Origin of the sequence: Oceanobacillus sp. MO10714A (assembly GCF_037072045.1) — a bacterium.
Taxonomy (GTDB): domain Bacteria; phylum Bacillota; class Bacilli; order Bacillales; family Amphibacillaceae; genus Oceanobacillus; species Oceanobacillus indicireducens.
This window is the reverse complement of the sequence record NZ_JAXHDC010000034.1, coordinates 1-16,340: the sequence shown is the minus strand read 5'-3', so window position 1 is coordinate 16,340 and position 16,340 is coordinate 1. Positions and strand designations below refer to the sequence as shown.

The following is a 16,340-nucleotide window of genomic DNA, read 5'->3' as shown; positions in this document are numbered from 1 at the left end:
AATCACTTATAGGAACATTAAAGCGGATGGACATTATCAAAGTGGTGAAATAGGACCTTTTTGAGAAATTAAATCATTTGTAAGGTACATTAAACTTTTTTTATAACCGTATAAGTTTAATAAATGGTTTATTAACAAGTTTGGGGATAAGGGAAGGAATTATAGAAATGAAATGAAGATAGTCATGGGCAGTGCCTACTTTTTTCATGGAAAGGAGATTGAAATAGATGGATCTTCATTACGAAATTAAAGGAAGCGGAAAGCCAGTTATACTACTTCATAGTGGAGCTATGGATTCACGTGACTGGGAATTCATCACACCACATCTTTCAAAGTCGTTCAAAGTAATCACTCTTGATGTCCGGGGTGCAGGGAAGTCACCCGTTCCGAATGAACCCATTGATTATGTTGAGGATCTTAGAAAACTCTTGGATCATCTTAAAATTAAGAAAGGTGCCCTCGTTGGACATTCTCTAGGGGGACAAATTGCAACTGATTTTACGCTGACCTATCCAAAAAGAGTGTCTCAACTGGTATTGGTCGCTCCAGGACTGTCGGGGTTTAAATTTTCTTCCGAGTATGCGGAATTAGAGAGCCGAGTTTCTAAAGCTGCACCAGATGTCGAGAAAATGATTAATATAACATTAAACGAGCCTTCCTGGAGCGTTTCTTTCGGAAAAGTATACGATTTATTACGTGAAATGATGATACATAATATTCAAAAGACTTTTGATTGGAAAACATTCAAAACTGCTTCCTCCAATTCAGCGATGGAAAGATTGGGAGAAATTAAAACAAAGACACTTTTTATCATAGGAGAGAAGGACTCAGAAGATCTCTTTAAAATCGCACAATTATATAAGGAAATTCCCAATATTAACTTTGTGCGTATACCTGGTGCTAATCACATCATCACTTTGACCCATCCTAAGGAGGTTTCCGACCACATCAGTCATTTTTTGAGCTTACTAGAATGGTAATATCGCGAAAACACAGATAAGGGATCTGTTCCAGTTAGGGAAAATCGTAAGTGGAAGCAATCAACCAACCATAACGTTGTCCTGAATGTGGTTTTGATAAGAATACCGTCAGAAGTCTTTAGGGACTACTTATCATCTAAAAGCGAGAATACTACCCGATGGCATTCATTGGTTTGGGCAGTCATTCAGTATTTGTTTCAGCAGATTCTCTTCAAGCTTTTTGGACATGGGATTGCTGAAAGGCATTACGCTAACTTGGGGTAGTATGGATGCACTGGTTAGGAGCTTGAAGTAAAGTAGAGAACAAGACTTTATAATTTAATATGATTTTAAAATTATAAAGAAATATTCACAAAGGCGATTGACCCAAATAGTTAATCGCCTTTTAATTACATTTTGTATAGATGTTTACTTGTCTCCAAACGGTAAAGAATACTCTTATTTCAAACCTATAAAATTGCTTAAACAATATAAAATATTATTAAGCACTTTTTAAGTGAAAAACTTCTAAAAACTAAATCTACTAACCCGTTGAATAAAATTGATACATGATCAACTAACTCAATTGACTTTCATTGCAGAGTGTTTCTAAATGATAACGGATTACTTCCTTCACCTTATCTGGAGAGTAGACATCAGGTCTTAACAGAGCATGAATGGACAATCCATCAATTAATACCGCTAGCCTACTCTTTTCTAATTTTACATTAGTTGAATCAGATAAAATCCCTTGTAGAGCTAATATCTCGATCATTGAACTTGCTAATTCATACATACCGTTAGTCATTTCATCTTTTTTTTCTTTTAAAGTATCACTTGTAAGTGACTGAAGTGCAAGGATCCACCAAACACTCGTTTCGATTTTCTTTTCTTCATCAATTGGTATGAGCTCTAATAAAACTTCCGCAACCGCCTGCAATGGATTGTCTGACCAACTTTTACTTTGAGAACGTTTTTTCCCTTCTTCCAGATAATAATCCATGATAAATAATAACATTTCATCCTTAGTTGAAAAATAATGTCTTAACGCTCCAGCAGACATGCCTGCTTCAATAGCAACTCTTCTTATAGATGCTTTTTCGATTCCCTCTTTCTTAATAATACTCCAAGCGGCCTCAGCAATTGACTTCCTCTTTTTTTCATGATTAACAATCCTCGGCATAAAAAATCACTTCCCCTTTTTAGCACAGTGTGTTATTATGTTTTCAACACACTGTGTTATTTAAATTATAACATATAAAAAGGAGGTACTCTATATTTGATCGAAAGTATTGAAGCATTAATGCCTTCTTCATCAATAGACACATCAATAGCTTTGCTAATTATTTCTATTTGCGCATTAGTTGATATATTAAGTCCTGGTGTACTTGCTGTAACAGCCTATTTATTATTGACACAGCCTAATCAATTATCTTCTCGCTTGCTTGTTTTTTTGTTTATTACGCAGTTTGGCTACTTCATCATGGGCTTATTCCTATACTTTGGTGGAGATTCACTATTGAAAGGAATCGGAAAATTATCTGAATTTGACTTTATCAATTGGTTTTATCTCCTTTTTGGAGCAGTTATGGCTCTAATTAGCTTCTGTAAACCAAATGATACTACAAAAAAACGTTTAATTTCATTTATACCCCAAAAAACAACGATGAAAGGGATGATCATGTTAGGTATCATTGTTTTTCTAATTGAATTTGTAACTGCTTTGCCTTACTTTTATTCCATTTTGTTAATGAATCACCTAACAATTGAGCCTTCCTCTTCTATCTTTATTATAATTGGCTACAATCTTGTAATGGTGCTTCCTTCTCTTCTTTTGTTAGGGGTTAATATTATGTTTAAAGAGAGACTGCAACAATTTCTAAATAAAATTAGATCAAAATTAAATGAAGCTCCGATTTCCTCACTCTTGGTAGCGATAGGAGTCGTAGGTGCGGTTTTTTTCAACATCGGTCTTAGAGGCATATTAAATTAAAAAATTATTAATGAGGTGTTCATCATGAAAGAAATTATCAGTGGACTTGGTCTACTTTTCGTTATACAGGGAGTAGGCGGATTAATCAATCATTTGACTAATGGTGGAAAAAGTTGGTTTTTGGTAAATTATATTAATGCGTTTCAGGGATTTGAAATTGTTATGGACATTATTTTTATTGTAGTTGGTGGGGTCATAAGTTTAGCCTCTTGGAAAATAGGCGGAACAACTAAAGGAGAAAATTAAAATATAGAGCAAATAGGACGGTTTATACATAGCCGTCCAGTTTGGCGGATGCTCCGTTGAAATATATTTTTAAATGTTTATAGAGAGGAACGTAAGAATTATTATGAATTTAAGACATATAGGGAGCTTGTCTCCCCAAAAGGAAGAACGATTATATTTTATTGATAACCTAAGAGGAGCTCTTACAGTGTTGGTTGTGCTTCATCATTTGGTGTATTTTTCCATCTATAACGAGGTATTAACACAAGGTTCTATTGGGGTTGTAATGGGTCTTCTATTCCTTGCTTTTAACCAGACTTTCTTTATGGGGACATTTTTTCTTATTTCTGGTTACTTTGTCCCTTTATCTATTGAACGAAATGGGACAACTCGGTTTATCAAAGATAGATCTATCCGATTCCTAATCCCATTTATCTTCTATATTTTCATTCTTAGCCAAGTTCAAGCAATTGAAGCCTATATACTTAACCAAGAGCCATTTACATGGCAAACCTATTTTTCACATTTAACTTACGGGCCGATGTGGTACGTCGAGCTACTTTTCGTATTCGTTTGTTTATACGCAGTCTGGGCGAAGTTTATGAGTAAAAATAAGCTATCAGTAGTTCGGCAGAGTACACCACCCACCTACAGGATGTTTACAGTCTTTGTAATGATATTAGCAGCAGGATACTTCACCATAAGACTGTGGGTCCCTGCTCTTGATTTACCCGGTGGATCTCCCAAGGTTCAATCATTTGTTGGACTTTTTACAGCAAGTGGCTATGATCTCCCGCAATATGTCGAGCTATTCATTTTGGGTATCATCGCTTACCAACGTAATTGGTTTCGAAATACTCCTGATTCTATGGGGAGGGCGGGTTTTGGAATTGCAATTGGAGCATCGATTCTTCTTCTTCCCTTAGTCTTGTTATTTGGGGCAGACGGATTACAGTTTTCTGGTGGCTGGAACTGGACATCTTTGGTTTATTCTCTGTGGGAAGCTCTATTTTGTGTTGGCGTCATTCTCGGATTAATCATATTCTTTCGCAAAAGAGTTTTTCATCAAGGAAAAGGTTGGAGCTTCTTGTCAGCCCATTCTTTCGTGATTTACATCATTCATATACCGATTATCGCTATTGTTATTGCTGGATTGAAGGTCATCCACTTTCCACCATCCTTCATGTTTCTAGCTATGATTCTGATCACGATACCACTTTGCTTCTTGTTAAGTTATATAATTAAGCAGATTCCCTTTGCGTCAAAGATTCTTTAGGATGGTGAATATTAAAGAAGAAAAGAGGATACGACGATAACCAGATCTGTCCTTATGCTTCTCAAAAATAGAACTAATAAGCCTTTTCCACTTTGAATTTTTATCTGAGTGCTCAAAAGTATTAATTTTATAATAATAAGTTTTACGTGGAATACCGGAAATTTTGAGTAATGCCTTCACAGGATAATCGTGCCTTAGCTCATATACTACTTTTACTTTTTGTTTTGTCGTAATTTGTTTTCTTCTTGAACTAAGGATTTCAACTTTTTAAATAGAATTTTCCATTTAATAATATGTATAAATTTTTACTCCCACCTGGCTTATGTTCAGTTGGGCTTTTTTGTATTTAATGAATAAAATATTGCTCTTATTTTTGGCATTTCATAAAAAATCTTGTTGAAGGTTATGAAAGGGGAAATCATCACCCACCTTTGCAGTTGCGAAAGGAGAGGAAATGCATGATAGAACCAGATCGTACCGAGTGGCAAGTTCGCTGTGCATTTAATGCTTTTTGTAAACGTGTATTGAAGAATGAAGCAATCAATATTTTCAACGAAAGACAACAACGACAAGCAAAGGAGATGACATTTTCTGATCTCACACCACAAGAAGAAAATCAACTCTATACCTTAGATCAGCAATATGAAGGAGAAGAAGGACAAAGTGTTCAAGTGGTTGGAAAGAAAATAACTCCGAAATTACTCGCTGAAGCGTTGCGGACTTTGCCAATAGAAAAGCGTAAGACAGTCCTACTATACTATTTTTTTGATAAATCAGATGTAGAAATAGCCGAACTACTAGAGATTCCTCGTAGTACGGTTCAGTATAGACGGACAAGCTCTTTTAAAAGGTTAAAGCGATTTTTGGAGGAACATGCAGATGACTGGGATGATTGATGCTAACACAAAGGACAACGAATGTGGCTTATTACCGTATCCAATTATTTTAGCTGCAAATAAGGGTGATCCAGAAGCGATGAATTACGTTATTTTGCATTATACTCCTCTACCGTCATGGTTCGAGCGTTCAAAGCGTCGCAAGCTATGAGTAGAGCTGGAAGGAATACTTGCAGCAGGGGTGAAATTCCCGTGGAGCTGTACCAACAGCCGTCTTAATTGATTAATTATAAGGGGGCGTGTTTTTTGAAACAGAACTTGATTCCTTATAGTATGCAAATTGCTATGTTAAAACAACTGCTAACCCGTAAATAATTACCGAGAAAGAATATTACATGGTTCAAAATAAATTAATGAAAAAATATGGCATCATTTCTGATATTACAGGCTGAATTGTGTTTCTATTGGCGATACAATAGAAATAGACTGAGCAATCTGTTTATGTGTTTTTTGTTTGTTGAGAATTTTTTAAGTAGTTTTTTTCAATTATGCAACAAACATCTCTTTTGTGTTGGGACTTAGTACAAAGGGAGAAAATAGAGTATAGCTCACTTCCTTTTATGACACGAAAGGAGGTGAGAAAAATGAAACCATCTTCTTTTCAACCAACCATAGAAAATCAATTTTATTATATCTGTAAGAGTGCGATGGAAGATGAGCGTAAAAATCATTTCAAAAATCTATCGAGAATTTCAAAACAAGAAATTTCCTTTTCTAATGCAGAGAATTCTCTTGTGAATCAATTATTTACTTTTGATCACTATGCCACGGATTTGCAAATGTTCACAGTGTACGGTTCTAACATTGGTGTAAAAAGTGATTTGTTAAGTGAAGCATTACGAAACCTGACAAAGAAAAACGCAGGATTATTATACTTTATTATTTTATGGATATGAGAAATGTCTAGATGAAATCTAAATATACCTAATCCATCGAAATCCTTTTATATCAACGTTTTGGGAATTGTTATATGGATAAAAATGTATGAAAAAGGGTTGAAATTGATGTTACTAGAACCAATTTGAACCAAACTGATAGATGTTAGTTGAATACAATTATTATTTACGAAATTTTTACTTTAGACAACGTAAGCTCAAAATCAGATAGATTGGCATATTTTTCAATAATACATTTTACAGCATTATTATCTTCACCTGTATTTAAAAGGCTTAATAATTTCCTCGAAAACGCTTTCATTAAACAAGCTTCTTCAAATGTCATATTCAAATACTTATAGATTGTTTTACGTAAAGCTTTTAACTTCCTCGCAACTTACGAAATCCTTAATGCGTTGTCATGTAAACGATGAATCTCAACACATAAATAACACTAATTCTAATCCATTAGTTCCTACCAATAAACTAAATAACCCAGTTTATTAGAAGTGTATTTAATTGTGAAAAAGTGTTCAATTCAAATGTACAAATTCGGAGGTGCGGATGTTTTCTTTGACTATTTATAGCTAAAGATTTCTAACATCGAGTAAATCAAGTAAGCAACACGGTATTTATGTATACAACTGCAATTAAAAATATTAAATAACAAGGGCTTGTATAACAAATAAATGCCGTTTAATGGTAGTGACTCCTAAATGTTAGATTTTTTATAAGTCCATTTAGGTTATAGAAAATAAAAGAGGAGTTGAGATCTTCGCAATTACCGAATTTAAAACACAACCAATTTTCAAGTCCACATGATTAGGGAAATTAGCTGATTGCTATTATTTAGTATGTGAGAGAAAAAACTGTTGCAAATAGTAATGATTACGATTTATAATAATGAGGTACATTTCAAATCGTAATCATTACGTTTTATCCTCAAGAATCGATTGAATATTAACTTAATAATTCAATACATCGAGTTTTTGTATATTCTAGTTTTCGAAATAATTTTATTTTAGAAGCAACAATGTCTACGCAAAGAAACATATCAATTATTTGGGGGGGAAAGTAATGGGAGTCAAAATTACTTTAGCATCTACATAAGCAAGCGACAGAAATTATATTATTACAAATAATAAGCGAACAAATCTTGACCGTATTGCAAACAAAAAGTTTTGTTCTCGTTTGAAAAGACATACTTTTATCGGGAAACAAAATAATTAATTTCAATCTAGACAAAAAGATGTATTGATTTGGATAAGTATGAGGTATAAAACGTAACAATTACGTTTTATATAAAAATAATAGATAGAAGATTGGAGATGAGAAAATGAAGAAACTACTAATTGGTTTATTCAGCTCGTTATTACTTTGTTTGGTTTTAACAGCATGTCAAGGAATGAAAGAAGAGCAAGTAAGAGGGAAAGAAGAAATTCATGATGAGGAACACGATCACGTTGATGAGCATTCGAATGATGAAGAGACACAAGTTGGGATAAAAATTGAAGGTCTCGCAGCGCATTATCATACTGGAGATAAAATTGAGTTATCAGCTGTATTAGATGAAGAATCAGAGTATGAACATTGGCACTGGTATAGTAGAGAAAGTACAAGTGAAGAATGGGAAGTCGTTTCAGGTCAGGAAACAGAAACATTCATAGGCGAGGCAACGACTGATGGCTTAGAATTAAAAGTTGTTTTGTTTGATGATAATCACGAGCCAATCGTTCAATCAGAGCCAGTTAAAATCGTCATTGATGATCATCATGGACATGACGAAGCAAGTCAACGAATCTATCAAGGATATTTTGAAGACGAGCAAGTGATAGACCGTGAGTTATCTGATTGGGATGGAGATTGGCAGTCTGTTTATCCATATCTTTTATCTGGAGATTTAGATGTTGTGTTTGAACATAAAGCAAAAAACGGAGATATGACTGCTGAAGAGTATAAAGAGTATTACACAGTAGGATATGAAACAGATGTAGATCACATCAAGATTGAGAATAATGTTGTAACATTCTACCAAAACAGTAAAGAATACTCAGGTGAGTACGAATCAGATGGATATGAAATCCTTACTTATGAAAAAGGTAATAGAGGAGTTCGTTTTATTTATAAATTAGTAGATGGAACAGAAGGTATGCCTCAATATATTCAATTTAGCGATCATAACATTTTTCCAGTCGACTCAGATCATTTCCATTTATACTGGGGAGATGATCGAGATGAACTATTAGAAGAAGTTACGAATTGGCCAACATATTATCCAGCGGAGTTAGATGCAGAAGGTCTAGTGCGTGATATGTTAGCTCATTAGTGGCATTTTAGAAGTAACTTGCCAATAAAGATGTTAAAAAGCAGTATCAGTGACAATGTCTGTTTCTATTCTTCTCAAGATATTTTATTTAGAAAAAAATAAACCTTTATAGATTTATAGGGCTCTATAATGAATGTGGTGGTGAGTTGAATCAATACCTAAAAATAGGACAAAAAACAGACTCCCCCCTCTTTGTTCACCAAAAGCTGTGAAACAAAAAGACAAAGAAGAGGGAAAGACTCTAGTCAAAAAAGGTTTAAAAATCGAGAAAGATATATTTCTCACCACCACATTTGATAATGAATCATTTTTAGAGGGAGTTAAAGGAGATAAATTTTTAATGTAGGTAAAAGGAGAGAAAGAAATGAAACGAAATAGCTTAGTGGCAATTTTACTTATTACAATGATTGGTGTTATTCTTTTTGGCTGTCAAAATGAAGAAAACACTTCAGATAATAAGCTTTCGGTTATAACATCATTTTATCCAATGTATGAATTTACTAAACAAGTAGCTGGGGATCGAGCAGACGTAATGTTAATGGTCTCTGATGGGCAAGATGCACACCACTATGAACCAAGTGCTAAAGACGTGGCACATGTCAATGAAGCAGACGTGTTTGTTTATAGTAGTGAAGATATGGAGCATTGGGTAAGCAGCCTACTCAAAACAATTGAAAACGATAATCTTGTTATAGCTCGTGCAGCGGATGGTGTTGATTTAGCCAATCATGACCACGGACATAGTCATCATCATGAAACAAATCATGAAGCTACTGAAATTATAACAATTAATGGTGTTGAGCACCATTATCATAAGGGTGACATGATTAAGTTAATTGCAGAAATTGATGAAGGTGTAGATTATGATCATTGGCATTGGTATACAAGAAAAGGTTCTGACGAGGAGTGGAAAACTGTTCCAAATCAATTTGGACCTGAATTCAATTATGAAGCAATTGAAGAAAGTTTTGAGGTGCGAGCGGTATTATATGATGAAGCTCATAATGAAATTGCACAGTCAGAAATAATAGAAATTGTTATTGATAATCATCATGGACACGATCAAAACCATGACCACGAACATGGAAGTGAAGAAACAACTGCAAAAGTGGATATAATCGGGATTGCTGATCATTATCATACAGGAGATGTCGTTTCACTTGTTGCTAAGCTTAAAGAAGAGACTGACCTTGAGAATTGGCAATGGCTTACACGCGAAAACCATTATGAAGAATGGGAAGTAGTCACTGGTCAAGAAACGGACCATTTTGAGTATAAAACGTCTGAAGAAAGTTTTGAAGTTAAAGCAGTACTTTATGATAATGATCATAATGTTTACGCAGAATCAGAGCCAGTGTCCGTTTTAATTGACAATCATGACAATCAAGATCCTCATATTTGGTTAGATCCAGTTTTGGCACAAGAGCAAGTAAAGGTTATCCGTGACGCACTTATTAATGCGGATCCAGATGGAAAAGACATCTACGAAAAAAATGCGGAATCATTTATTAAAGAACTTCATGAATTGCATAAAAATTATGAATCCGCATTTAAAGATGCAAAAAATCGGGTGTTTGTCGTACAACACCAAGCGTTTGGATACCTTGCTAAGCGTTATAATTTAGAGCAGATTGCTATTGGTGGCTTATCTACAGAAGTCGAACCAAGTCCTTCACGTATTGCAGAGATTGGAGACTTAGTGAAAGAATATAATGTGCCAGTTATCTATTATCAACAAGGAGCTAACTCAGCAATTGCACAAACTGTCGCCAATGAAACAGGAACGGAGACAGCAGTACTATATGATTTAGAAGTAATATCTAAAGAATTACATGATAAGAATTTAGGCTATTTAGACGCAATGCGTGAGAACCTGAAATCTCTACAGTTAAGTATTCAATAATATGTTGATTAATTAGATGAGTGGATACTAGAAAATTATTATTCTATTTATTAATTAATAGAATGCTATATATGCTACATATTTTGAATATGTAGAAAGAATAAACTAACTAATAGAAAGGTTGTTTAATATGAATTATATTAAAGTGAAAAATCTTGCCTTTCATTATGAAGATGAACCAGTACTAGAAAATATTTCTTTTGAAGTGGATCCAGGAGATTTTGTGATGCTTACGGGAGAAAATGGTGCGGCTAAGACAACACTTTTGCGGAATATTTTAGGTCTCCTTAAACCATCAAAAGGAAGTGTTCAACTTTCATCTAAAAACCGTATGGGTGAAAAGTTAGTTGTAGGCTATGTTTCCCAACAGGTCGCTTCCTTTAATGCAGGTTTCCCGAGCACTGTACTAGAACTGGTGCAGTCAGGGCGTTTTCAAAGAGGCAAATGGTTTAAAAGGTTAGATAAAGAAGATAAAGAGCATGTTCGTCGTTCCCTTGAATCAGTGGGAATGTGGGAGATGCGTCATAAAAAGATAGGGGAATTATCAGGTGGACAAAAGCAGCGGATATCAATTGCTCGTGTGTTCTCAACAGATCCAGATTTGTTTATATTAGATGAACCTACAATTGGAATGGATGTACATTCACGTAATGAATTTTATAAATTATTGAAGCACAATAGTACAGAGCATGACAAGGGTATTTTAATGGTTACACATGATCATGAAGAGATTCGTCACTACGCTAATAAACACATTGAGTTGATACGGAAGGAGGACTCACCTTGGAGATGTTTTTCTATGGATTCATGCAAAGAGCTTTCCAAGCTTCATTTTTAATCTCATTAATCGCTCCAATATTAGGATTGTTTTTGGTATTGCGTAGGCAATCACTAATGGCAGATACTTTATCTCATGTCTCGTTAGCTGGGGTAGCGCTAGGTCTGTTAATTGGTATCAATCCGACATGGACCAATATTCTCGTGGTAATCATCATCGCAATTCTACTTGAATTTTTGCGTCAGATTTATCGCACATATTCTGAAATTTCGATTGCCATATTAATGTCTGTCGGAATGGCAGTAGCGCTTGTCTTGATGGAAATAGGTGCTGGTAGAACTACATTAAGTGTAACGCAATTTCTATTCGGTTCAATTGTTACTATTAACAAAGAACAAATATGGATGTTACTAGGATTAACGATAATTATCGGATTATTATATTTAATATATCAAAAACCTATGTATGTTCTTACATTTGATGAGGAAACAGCTTTTACAGTTGGCCTGCCTATTAAAATGATGTCGATTTTGTTTAATGTGTTAACAGGGGTCACAATAGCAGTAATAATGCCGATTGTCGGGGCTTTACTTGTCTCAGCCATTATCATTTTACCTGCAGCTATCTCGCTTCGTTTAAGCAAAAGCTTCTACGGTGTCATATTAAATGGAATGGTCATTGCACTTGTCGGCATGTTAAGTGGTTTAGTCGCTTCTTATGAATTGGGTACACCACCAGGCGCTTCCATCACAATAATTTTAATGTTGATTTTTGCAGTCATAACACTTGCAAAGTACATGTTACATTACTTGAAATTTGATAGACTATTTAATAAAAGTCAAGGCTAGAATGAAATAAGCAGAAAAGACAAATCGAGTTTACGTCGTAGAATTGTTATTTCAAATACTAAATTCCAAACTCTACTTAATTCTCAATGTATGAAAATCATTGAAACCTTCAAATCAAATATATAAAAATTATAAAAAAAGAACTAAAAGAATATTTCTACAAGCTATTATTAGAAAGAAGGATAGGTTATAAGCTGTTATACTAAGTTGGGTGCATAGAGTAACAATAGATTGACAATATCATAGTAATGTGTCTGCAGAAGAATATATAAGAGAAGCATTACCATTCATAACGAGAGAAATGGGGATTTATAGTCACGATTAGAGCATTTTCAAGAAGTTCGACTAACTACTATAATATAATAGCCCATGCATTATACTTGGCGTCTAACAACATTCAAGTTATTATAGATAAATAAAATCCTTAATTAGGGTGATGATAAATGAAGTTTTCAAAGGCTACAGATTATGCTCTACATACGATGCTTTTTCTTACTGCAGCGACTCCGGATAAACCTGTTGGCGTTCAGCTGCTTGCTGAGAAGCAAAAGGTGTCACCAACTTATCTGTCCAAGATACTGACCAAGCTAGTAAAGGCTGGTATGATTGAATCCATAACAGGAGTGAATGGTGGATACAGGCTGAAACGAAATTGGGGAGATATTTCATTTCTTGACATTATTCATGCGATTGAGGGATCAGCCTCTTTGTTTGATTGTAGTTTCGATCACGGGCCAGATTGTCCGATTCAAAGAGTAGTATTGGCAGCAGAGGAAAAAATGGAAGAGCATTTGAGAAATAAAAAAATGTCCGATCTTGTGCAGGAAATGAACATCGTTTTCTAGCACATATTCTTTCAACCAATTATAGATAATATATATCTATAAAATCTTTAATGAAATTATAAAAAAAATTAGGAGATTCAAAAAATGAACATGTATAAAAGTACCGTATAAGTTGATTCAAGATACAGCGATCTTTAATCCGGTATTGTAAAACGATGTCCCCGAAAGATTATAGGAAAAAAATCGAAAGTTAAGGAGGAGTTTCTGTACGTAGTCTGCATATTCATATCGCTAACTGTCATCGAATTTTACTAGGGATTTATGACTGAAAAATCCATATACAGAGAAAATCAGCGCCTATCGATGGTGTTTCAAAGATGTGCGAATTATTTAAAAGTCAAATGAGCTAGTGGATGAGTTCTTATGTAAGGAGGTGATGCCAACATGTAATGTAATCATCGTAGCACAGTTAGAATACAGTATAAACTGAATTATGGTTATTTTCAGTAGTACTGGTTAGGTCTTAACAACATATGAGATGTACAGAGTAATTATTGGGCGTATACACATTTGGAAAGTTAATCTAATAAGAGGAAGTGAGTTAATCATGAAGGAAGTTGATGTTGTTATTATTGGAGGAGGTCCTGCTGGTTTAAGTGCTGGACTTATATTAGGACGAGCTAGGAAGAAGACATTGATTATCGATGAGGGGCAACCGCGTAATGCTGTCACTAGAGAGGCTCATGCCTTTTTAACACGTGATGGCATTAGCCCACATGAATTTAGAAATATTGCAAAAGAACAGCTTCGCACGTATCCGTCGGTTTCCCATTTGGAAGATACGGTCGAGTTGATAGTAGGTGAAGATGGACAATTTTTGTTGGAAACTGCTTCAGCGGTGAAGATAGCCGCAAGAAAACTGTTGTTTGCTATCGGAATGAAGGAGCGTGATCTTGGTATACCAGGGTTGGCGGAGGTCTATGGTAAGAGTGCGTTTGTATGCCCGTATTGTGATGGCTGGGAACTAAGGGATCAGCAATTAGTTGTCATAAACAGAGGAGCGACATTAATGCATTTTGTCCCATTGCTTTCTGGGTGGTCGAAGCAGTTAGTAGTTTGTACAAATGGTCCTGATGAATTGAGTGAAGCAGAACGTGAAGAATTGCGTGCACATAATATCCCGGTATTCAATACGCCAATTCATTCAATCCAATCAAATGAGGGCATGGTAAACCATGTTAAGCTTGAAGATGGAACAGAAATTCCGTGCACAGGAATTTTCTTCAAATCAGAATTGGTAATTGGATCCGAATTGCCAGTCGCACTTGGTTGCCGTATATCGGATACAGGAATAATTGAAGTCGATGAGTTTGGAAAAACAAGTGTACCTGGTGTTTATGCAGCGGGGGATGCAACTACACACTTGCACCAATCTATTGTTGCAGCTGCTTCAGGCGCTGGATCCGCAGCCGCAATAAACGGAGAATTAAATCGAGAAGAATGGCAGAAGAGCAACGTTTGATTCAAATTCTAAATATATTTATGAAGAGGACCTTAAATTTATAATGTACCCTTTGTAAAAGACACTTTTATAAGGCCGAGCTACTTGAAGAAAGTGATTCCAGCACTATGAAATACTCCTCATTGGTAGACAGATTAAAAATAAAAATCTCCTTCTATCTTTGGGGAGCATTTTCAACAATGGTAATTTTTGAAAAAAATGAAGTGATAATAGCTTACAAAAATGAAAATATATACTCGTAGTGAGTTATGTTCAGAACCATTTATAAATCAACTCTTTAGAAAAGGTGGCAGGGATACTCCTGCACGGTTTGCCACTGTGCAAAACGGTCCTAAAACAGGCGTGTCAATTTGTGGAAATAACCGTAAATATATTTAGTCGGTGTGGAGGATAATTCTGTCCACGAAGCGGATAGACAACCAGAGATGAGATTATTTCCACAAAAAAGGAGCCATTCCTTCTTTGTGAAGCCCCCTTTAGTTCAGTAACAATTCCTGTACTCTACTTGAAGAGTTCCATATACGTCAATATCTTCATATACATTTTGCAGAAGTCTATTTTGTCTTAATGTCCTCCTCTTTTGTAATCCAGCTTTCTCCAATACTATGTATTTTACACATGACTTTTGATACACTGTTTCAGGAGGTGTTTTTATATGACTGCCAAGGGCAAAAAAACATTGCCACAAAAACGTACAGTTATTTTTACCGTAACTATTCTTTATACTATTTTGATACTATATTTTATTTTTTTCGCTTTCGGCAGAATAGGTGCATCTGCAAGCACGACTGGGGTCACCTTTATTTTCTTTCCGATTGAGTTCTACCATTTGCCAAAGATTTCTGATTTTCTGCATCCTACTCTGATGGATTTCGTAGATCTAGGGAATGTGGCAGCCTTCATTCCATTCGGCATATTGATTCCATTGTTATTCCGTGTGAAGTTTATTCGTTTCTTTTCATTGTTCTTCCTGTCTATTCTCGTGATCGAAACCATACAGGCACTAACTTTGCTCGGAAGCTTTGATATTAACGATGCCATACAAAACTCTTTAGGTGCAAGCATTGGATTCGGAGCGCACAAACTGGGGTATCGGACAAAGAACTTTTGGCTAAATATGGCTATTACCGGTATCTCGTGTATTGTTCTTCTAATCGGGGTATTAGCAATTTGCGGAATTGTGGAGAAAACGTTGACCAAAGCAGAGGGTCCCTTTATAGCTTTGAATGAACTGAAAGATAGTTCCGGGCATACAACAGCAGGAACAAAACCGTACAGCTTTAAAGTTAGCGGTCAAAACGTTGAACCTGAATATAATGTATTTGACGCCAAAAGCAAAGGAAGTGAAACCTACACGTATACGTCCAAGAAGGAGATTATTTTTTCATTTTATTATGGAATACCGGACTTAATGGATAGTGATGGAGGTATACGAGTTTTAGTCGATGGTCGTGAGGTATTATCCGGCTCTGGAACGGAGCAAATGAATTATCCGGAATTGTTCCCACAAATGTTTGAAATTCCACTTGAACGTACAAGCAAGATTATGATAGTCGTTAAGGGAAATATAAAGCTTTGGGATGTAGGGTTTAGGGAAATGAAATATTTCTGGAATTGATCCAAACGTTTTGTTCAAGATAATGGTCTTTTTTTCCACCCCAAACATGCGGTGGTTGAGGAAAGACCTTGAAAACTCATATTAAAGATTTAGCTAAATAAACATATAGTTAAATATCCGAAACCGAAACTAGTGAATACTTAATATCGTAAAGGTAAGCACAACGATAGAGCTTGTCAACGGGGATAGATTCTGCCTTTTTTATTGCCAGCATTTCTTAAACGCATTGAGACTGTCATAGTTTCTGTTCCTCCTAAATTCTTATTTATACTAGCGCATTTTCTCACAAAATAAATTCATTTAATCAATATCGAGGGATATAAAAGTAGGAAAAAC

General features: G+C 35.2%; 17 protein-coding genes and 1 pseudogene. 16 read left to right on the top strand and 2 right to left on the bottom strand.

Going from position 1 to position 16,340, the window contains the following annotated elements; translation table 11 throughout:
• Positions 1 to 227: 227 nt before the first annotated feature.
• Positions 228 to 980 (top strand): alpha/beta fold hydrolase, encoded by a 753-nt coding sequence (locus SPD53_RS14535; protein WP_336252995.1) that lies wholly within the window; start codon positions 228 to 230, stop codon positions 978 to 980.
• 556 nt (positions 981 to 1,536) lie between these two features.
• On the opposite strand, the gene SPD53_RS14530 is transcribed toward SPD53_RS14535, so the two are convergent.
• On the bottom strand, positions 1,537 to 2,142 hold the full coding sequence (locus SPD53_RS14530; RefSeq protein WP_336252994.1) for a TetR/AcrR family transcriptional regulator: 606 nt from the start codon (positions 2,140 to 2,142) through the stop codon (positions 1,537 to 1,539).
• 96 nt (positions 2,143 to 2,238) lie between these two features.
• Here SPD53_RS14530 and SPD53_RS14525 point away from each other — a divergent pair, with 96 nt between their 5' ends.
• The 6 genes and pseudogenes from SPD53_RS14525 to SPD53_RS14500 form a co-directional block, all read left to right on the top strand.
• Positions 2,239 to 2,952 carry a GAP family protein gene (locus SPD53_RS14525; RefSeq protein WP_336252993.1) on the top strand — a complete coding sequence of 238 codons (714 nt, stop codon included), beginning with the start codon at positions 2,239 to 2,241 and terminating at the stop codon, positions 2,950 to 2,952.
• Between the two features lie 24 nt (positions 2,953 to 2,976).
• A complete protein-coding gene (locus SPD53_RS14520; RefSeq protein WP_057983495.1) occupies positions 2,977 to 3,198 on the top strand; it encodes a hypothetical protein in 222 nt (73 codons plus the stop codon).
• Between the two features lie 73 nt (positions 3,199 to 3,271).
• Complete coding sequence (locus SPD53_RS14515; RefSeq protein WP_336252992.1) at positions 3,272 to 4,453, top strand: acyltransferase family protein; 1,182 nt, start codon at positions 3,272 to 3,274, stop codon at positions 4,451 to 4,453.
• Between the two features lie 458 nt (positions 4,454 to 4,911).
• Positions 4,912 to 5,349, top strand: coding sequence for an RNA polymerase sigma factor (locus tag SPD53_RS14510; protein ID WP_164217536.1), 438 nt, complete (start codon positions 4,912 to 4,914; stop codon positions 5,347 to 5,349).
• A complete protein-coding gene (locus SPD53_RS14505; RefSeq protein WP_164217496.1) occupies positions 5,333 to 5,500 on the top strand; it encodes a helix-turn-helix domain-containing protein in 168 nt (55 codons plus the stop codon). The genes SPD53_RS14510 and SPD53_RS14505 overlap by 17 nt, the downstream gene beginning before the upstream one ends.
• A gap of 433 nt (positions 5,501 to 5,933) precedes the next feature.
• A pseudogene (locus SPD53_RS14500) lies at positions 5,934 to 6,253 on the top strand (sigma-70 family RNA polymerase sigma factor); the annotation flags it as partial.
• Positions 6,254 to 6,411: 158 nt separating this feature from the next.
• Here the strand turns inward: SPD53_RS14500 and SPD53_RS14495 are convergent.
• Positions 6,412 to 6,576, bottom strand: a complete 165-nt coding sequence (locus tag SPD53_RS14495; RefSeq protein ID WP_164217494.1) for a hypothetical protein — start codon at positions 6,574 to 6,576, stop codon at positions 6,412 to 6,414.
• Positions 6,577 to 7,352: 776 nt separating this feature from the next.
• Here SPD53_RS14495 and SPD53_RS14490 point away from each other — a divergent pair.
• From SPD53_RS14490 to SPD53_RS14450, 9 genes are all read left to right on the top strand, one after another.
• On the top strand, positions 7,353 to 7,454 hold the full coding sequence (locus tag SPD53_RS14490) for a 50S ribosomal protein L33 (protein ID WP_407637999.1): 102 nt from the start codon (positions 7,353 to 7,355) through the stop codon (positions 7,452 to 7,454).
• A 106-nt stretch (positions 7,455 to 7,560) separates the two neighbouring features.
• On the top strand, positions 7,561 to 8,550 hold the full coding sequence (locus SPD53_RS14485) for a ZinT family metal-binding protein (RefSeq protein ID WP_336252991.1): 990 nt from the start codon (positions 7,561 to 7,563) through the stop codon (positions 8,548 to 8,550).
• 208 nt (positions 8,551 to 8,758) lie between these two features.
• A complete protein-coding gene (locus SPD53_RS14480; RefSeq protein ID WP_154665482.1) occupies positions 8,759 to 8,896 on the top strand; it encodes a hypothetical protein in 138 nt (45 codons plus the stop codon).
• Positions 8,897 to 8,914: 18 nt separating this feature from the next.
• Complete coding sequence (locus SPD53_RS14475; RefSeq protein WP_156987657.1) at positions 8,915 to 10,453, top strand: metal ABC transporter solute-binding protein, Zn/Mn family; 1,539 nt, start codon at positions 8,915 to 8,917, stop codon at positions 10,451 to 10,453.
• A gap of 130 nt (positions 10,454 to 10,583) precedes the next feature.
• Positions 10,584 to 11,291, top strand: coding sequence for a metal ABC transporter ATP-binding protein (locus SPD53_RS14470; RefSeq protein ID WP_033826670.1), 708 nt, complete (start codon positions 10,584 to 10,586; stop codon positions 11,289 to 11,291).
• Positions 11,237 to 12,079 carry a metal ABC transporter permease gene (locus SPD53_RS14465; protein ID WP_156987653.1) on the top strand — a complete coding sequence of 281 codons (843 nt, stop codon included), beginning with the start codon at positions 11,237 to 11,239 and terminating at the stop codon, positions 12,077 to 12,079. The genes SPD53_RS14470 and SPD53_RS14465 overlap by 55 nt, the downstream gene beginning before the upstream one ends.
• Positions 12,080 to 12,522: 443 nt before the next feature.
• Positions 12,523 to 12,924, top strand: a complete 402-nt coding sequence (locus SPD53_RS14460; RefSeq protein WP_033826668.1) for an Rrf2 family transcriptional regulator — start codon at positions 12,523 to 12,525, stop codon at positions 12,922 to 12,924.
• Positions 12,925 to 13,471: 547 nt separating this feature from the next.
• Positions 13,472 to 14,386, top strand: coding sequence for an NAD(P)/FAD-dependent oxidoreductase (locus SPD53_RS14455; protein ID WP_306068092.1), 915 nt, complete (start codon positions 13,472 to 13,474; stop codon positions 14,384 to 14,386).
• A 655-nt stretch (positions 14,387 to 15,041) separates the two neighbouring features.
• Positions 15,042 to 16,004 (top strand): VanZ family protein, encoded by a 963-nt coding sequence (locus tag SPD53_RS14450; RefSeq protein WP_336252990.1) that lies wholly within the window; start codon positions 15,042 to 15,044, stop codon positions 16,002 to 16,004.
• Positions 16,005 to 16,340: the final 336 nt, after the last annotated feature.

Excerpts from the sequence above, each read along its gene's own strand:
- SPD53_RS14530 (WP_336252994.1), bottom strand. The coding sequence starts at position 2,142 with ATGCCGAGGATTGTTAATCATGAAAAAAAGAGGAAGTCAATTGCTGAG.
- SPD53_RS14505 (WP_164217496.1), top strand. The coding sequence starts at position 5,333 with ATGACTGGGATGATTGATGCTAACACAAAGGACAACGAATGTGGCTTA.
- SPD53_RS14535 (WP_336252995.1), top strand. The coding sequence starts at position 228 with ATGGATCTTCATTACGAAATTAAAGGAAGCGGAAAGCCAGTTATACTA.
- SPD53_RS14475 (WP_156987657.1), top strand. The coding sequence starts at position 8,915 with ATGAAACGAAATAGCTTAGTGGCAATTTTACTTATTACAATGATTGGT.
- SPD53_RS14520 (WP_057983495.1), top strand. The coding sequence starts at position 2,977 with ATGAAAGAAATTATCAGTGGACTTGGTCTACTTTTCGTTATACAGGGA.
- SPD53_RS14470 (WP_033826670.1), top strand. The coding sequence starts at position 10,584 with ATGAATTATATTAAAGTGAAAAATCTTGCCTTTCATTATGAAGATGAA.
- SPD53_RS14460 (WP_033826668.1), top strand. The coding sequence starts at position 12,523 with ATGAAGTTTTCAAAGGCTACAGATTATGCTCTACATACGATGCTTTTT.
- SPD53_RS14485 (WP_336252991.1), top strand. The coding sequence starts at position 7,561 with ATGAAGAAACTACTAATTGGTTTATTCAGCTCGTTATTACTTTGTTTG.
- SPD53_RS14455 (WP_306068092.1), top strand. The coding sequence starts at position 13,472 with ATGAAGGAAGTTGATGTTGTTATTATTGGAGGAGGTCCTGCTGGTTTA.
- SPD53_RS14450 (WP_336252990.1), top strand. The coding sequence starts at position 15,042 with ATGACTGCCAAGGGCAAAAAAACATTGCCACAAAAACGTACAGTTATT.
- SPD53_RS14510 (WP_164217536.1), top strand. The coding sequence starts at position 4,912 with ATGATAGAACCAGATCGTACCGAGTGGCAAGTTCGCTGTGCATTTAAT.
- SPD53_RS14515 (WP_336252992.1), top strand. The coding sequence starts at position 3,272 with ATGTTTATAGAGAGGAACGTAAGAATTATTATGAATTTAAGACATATA.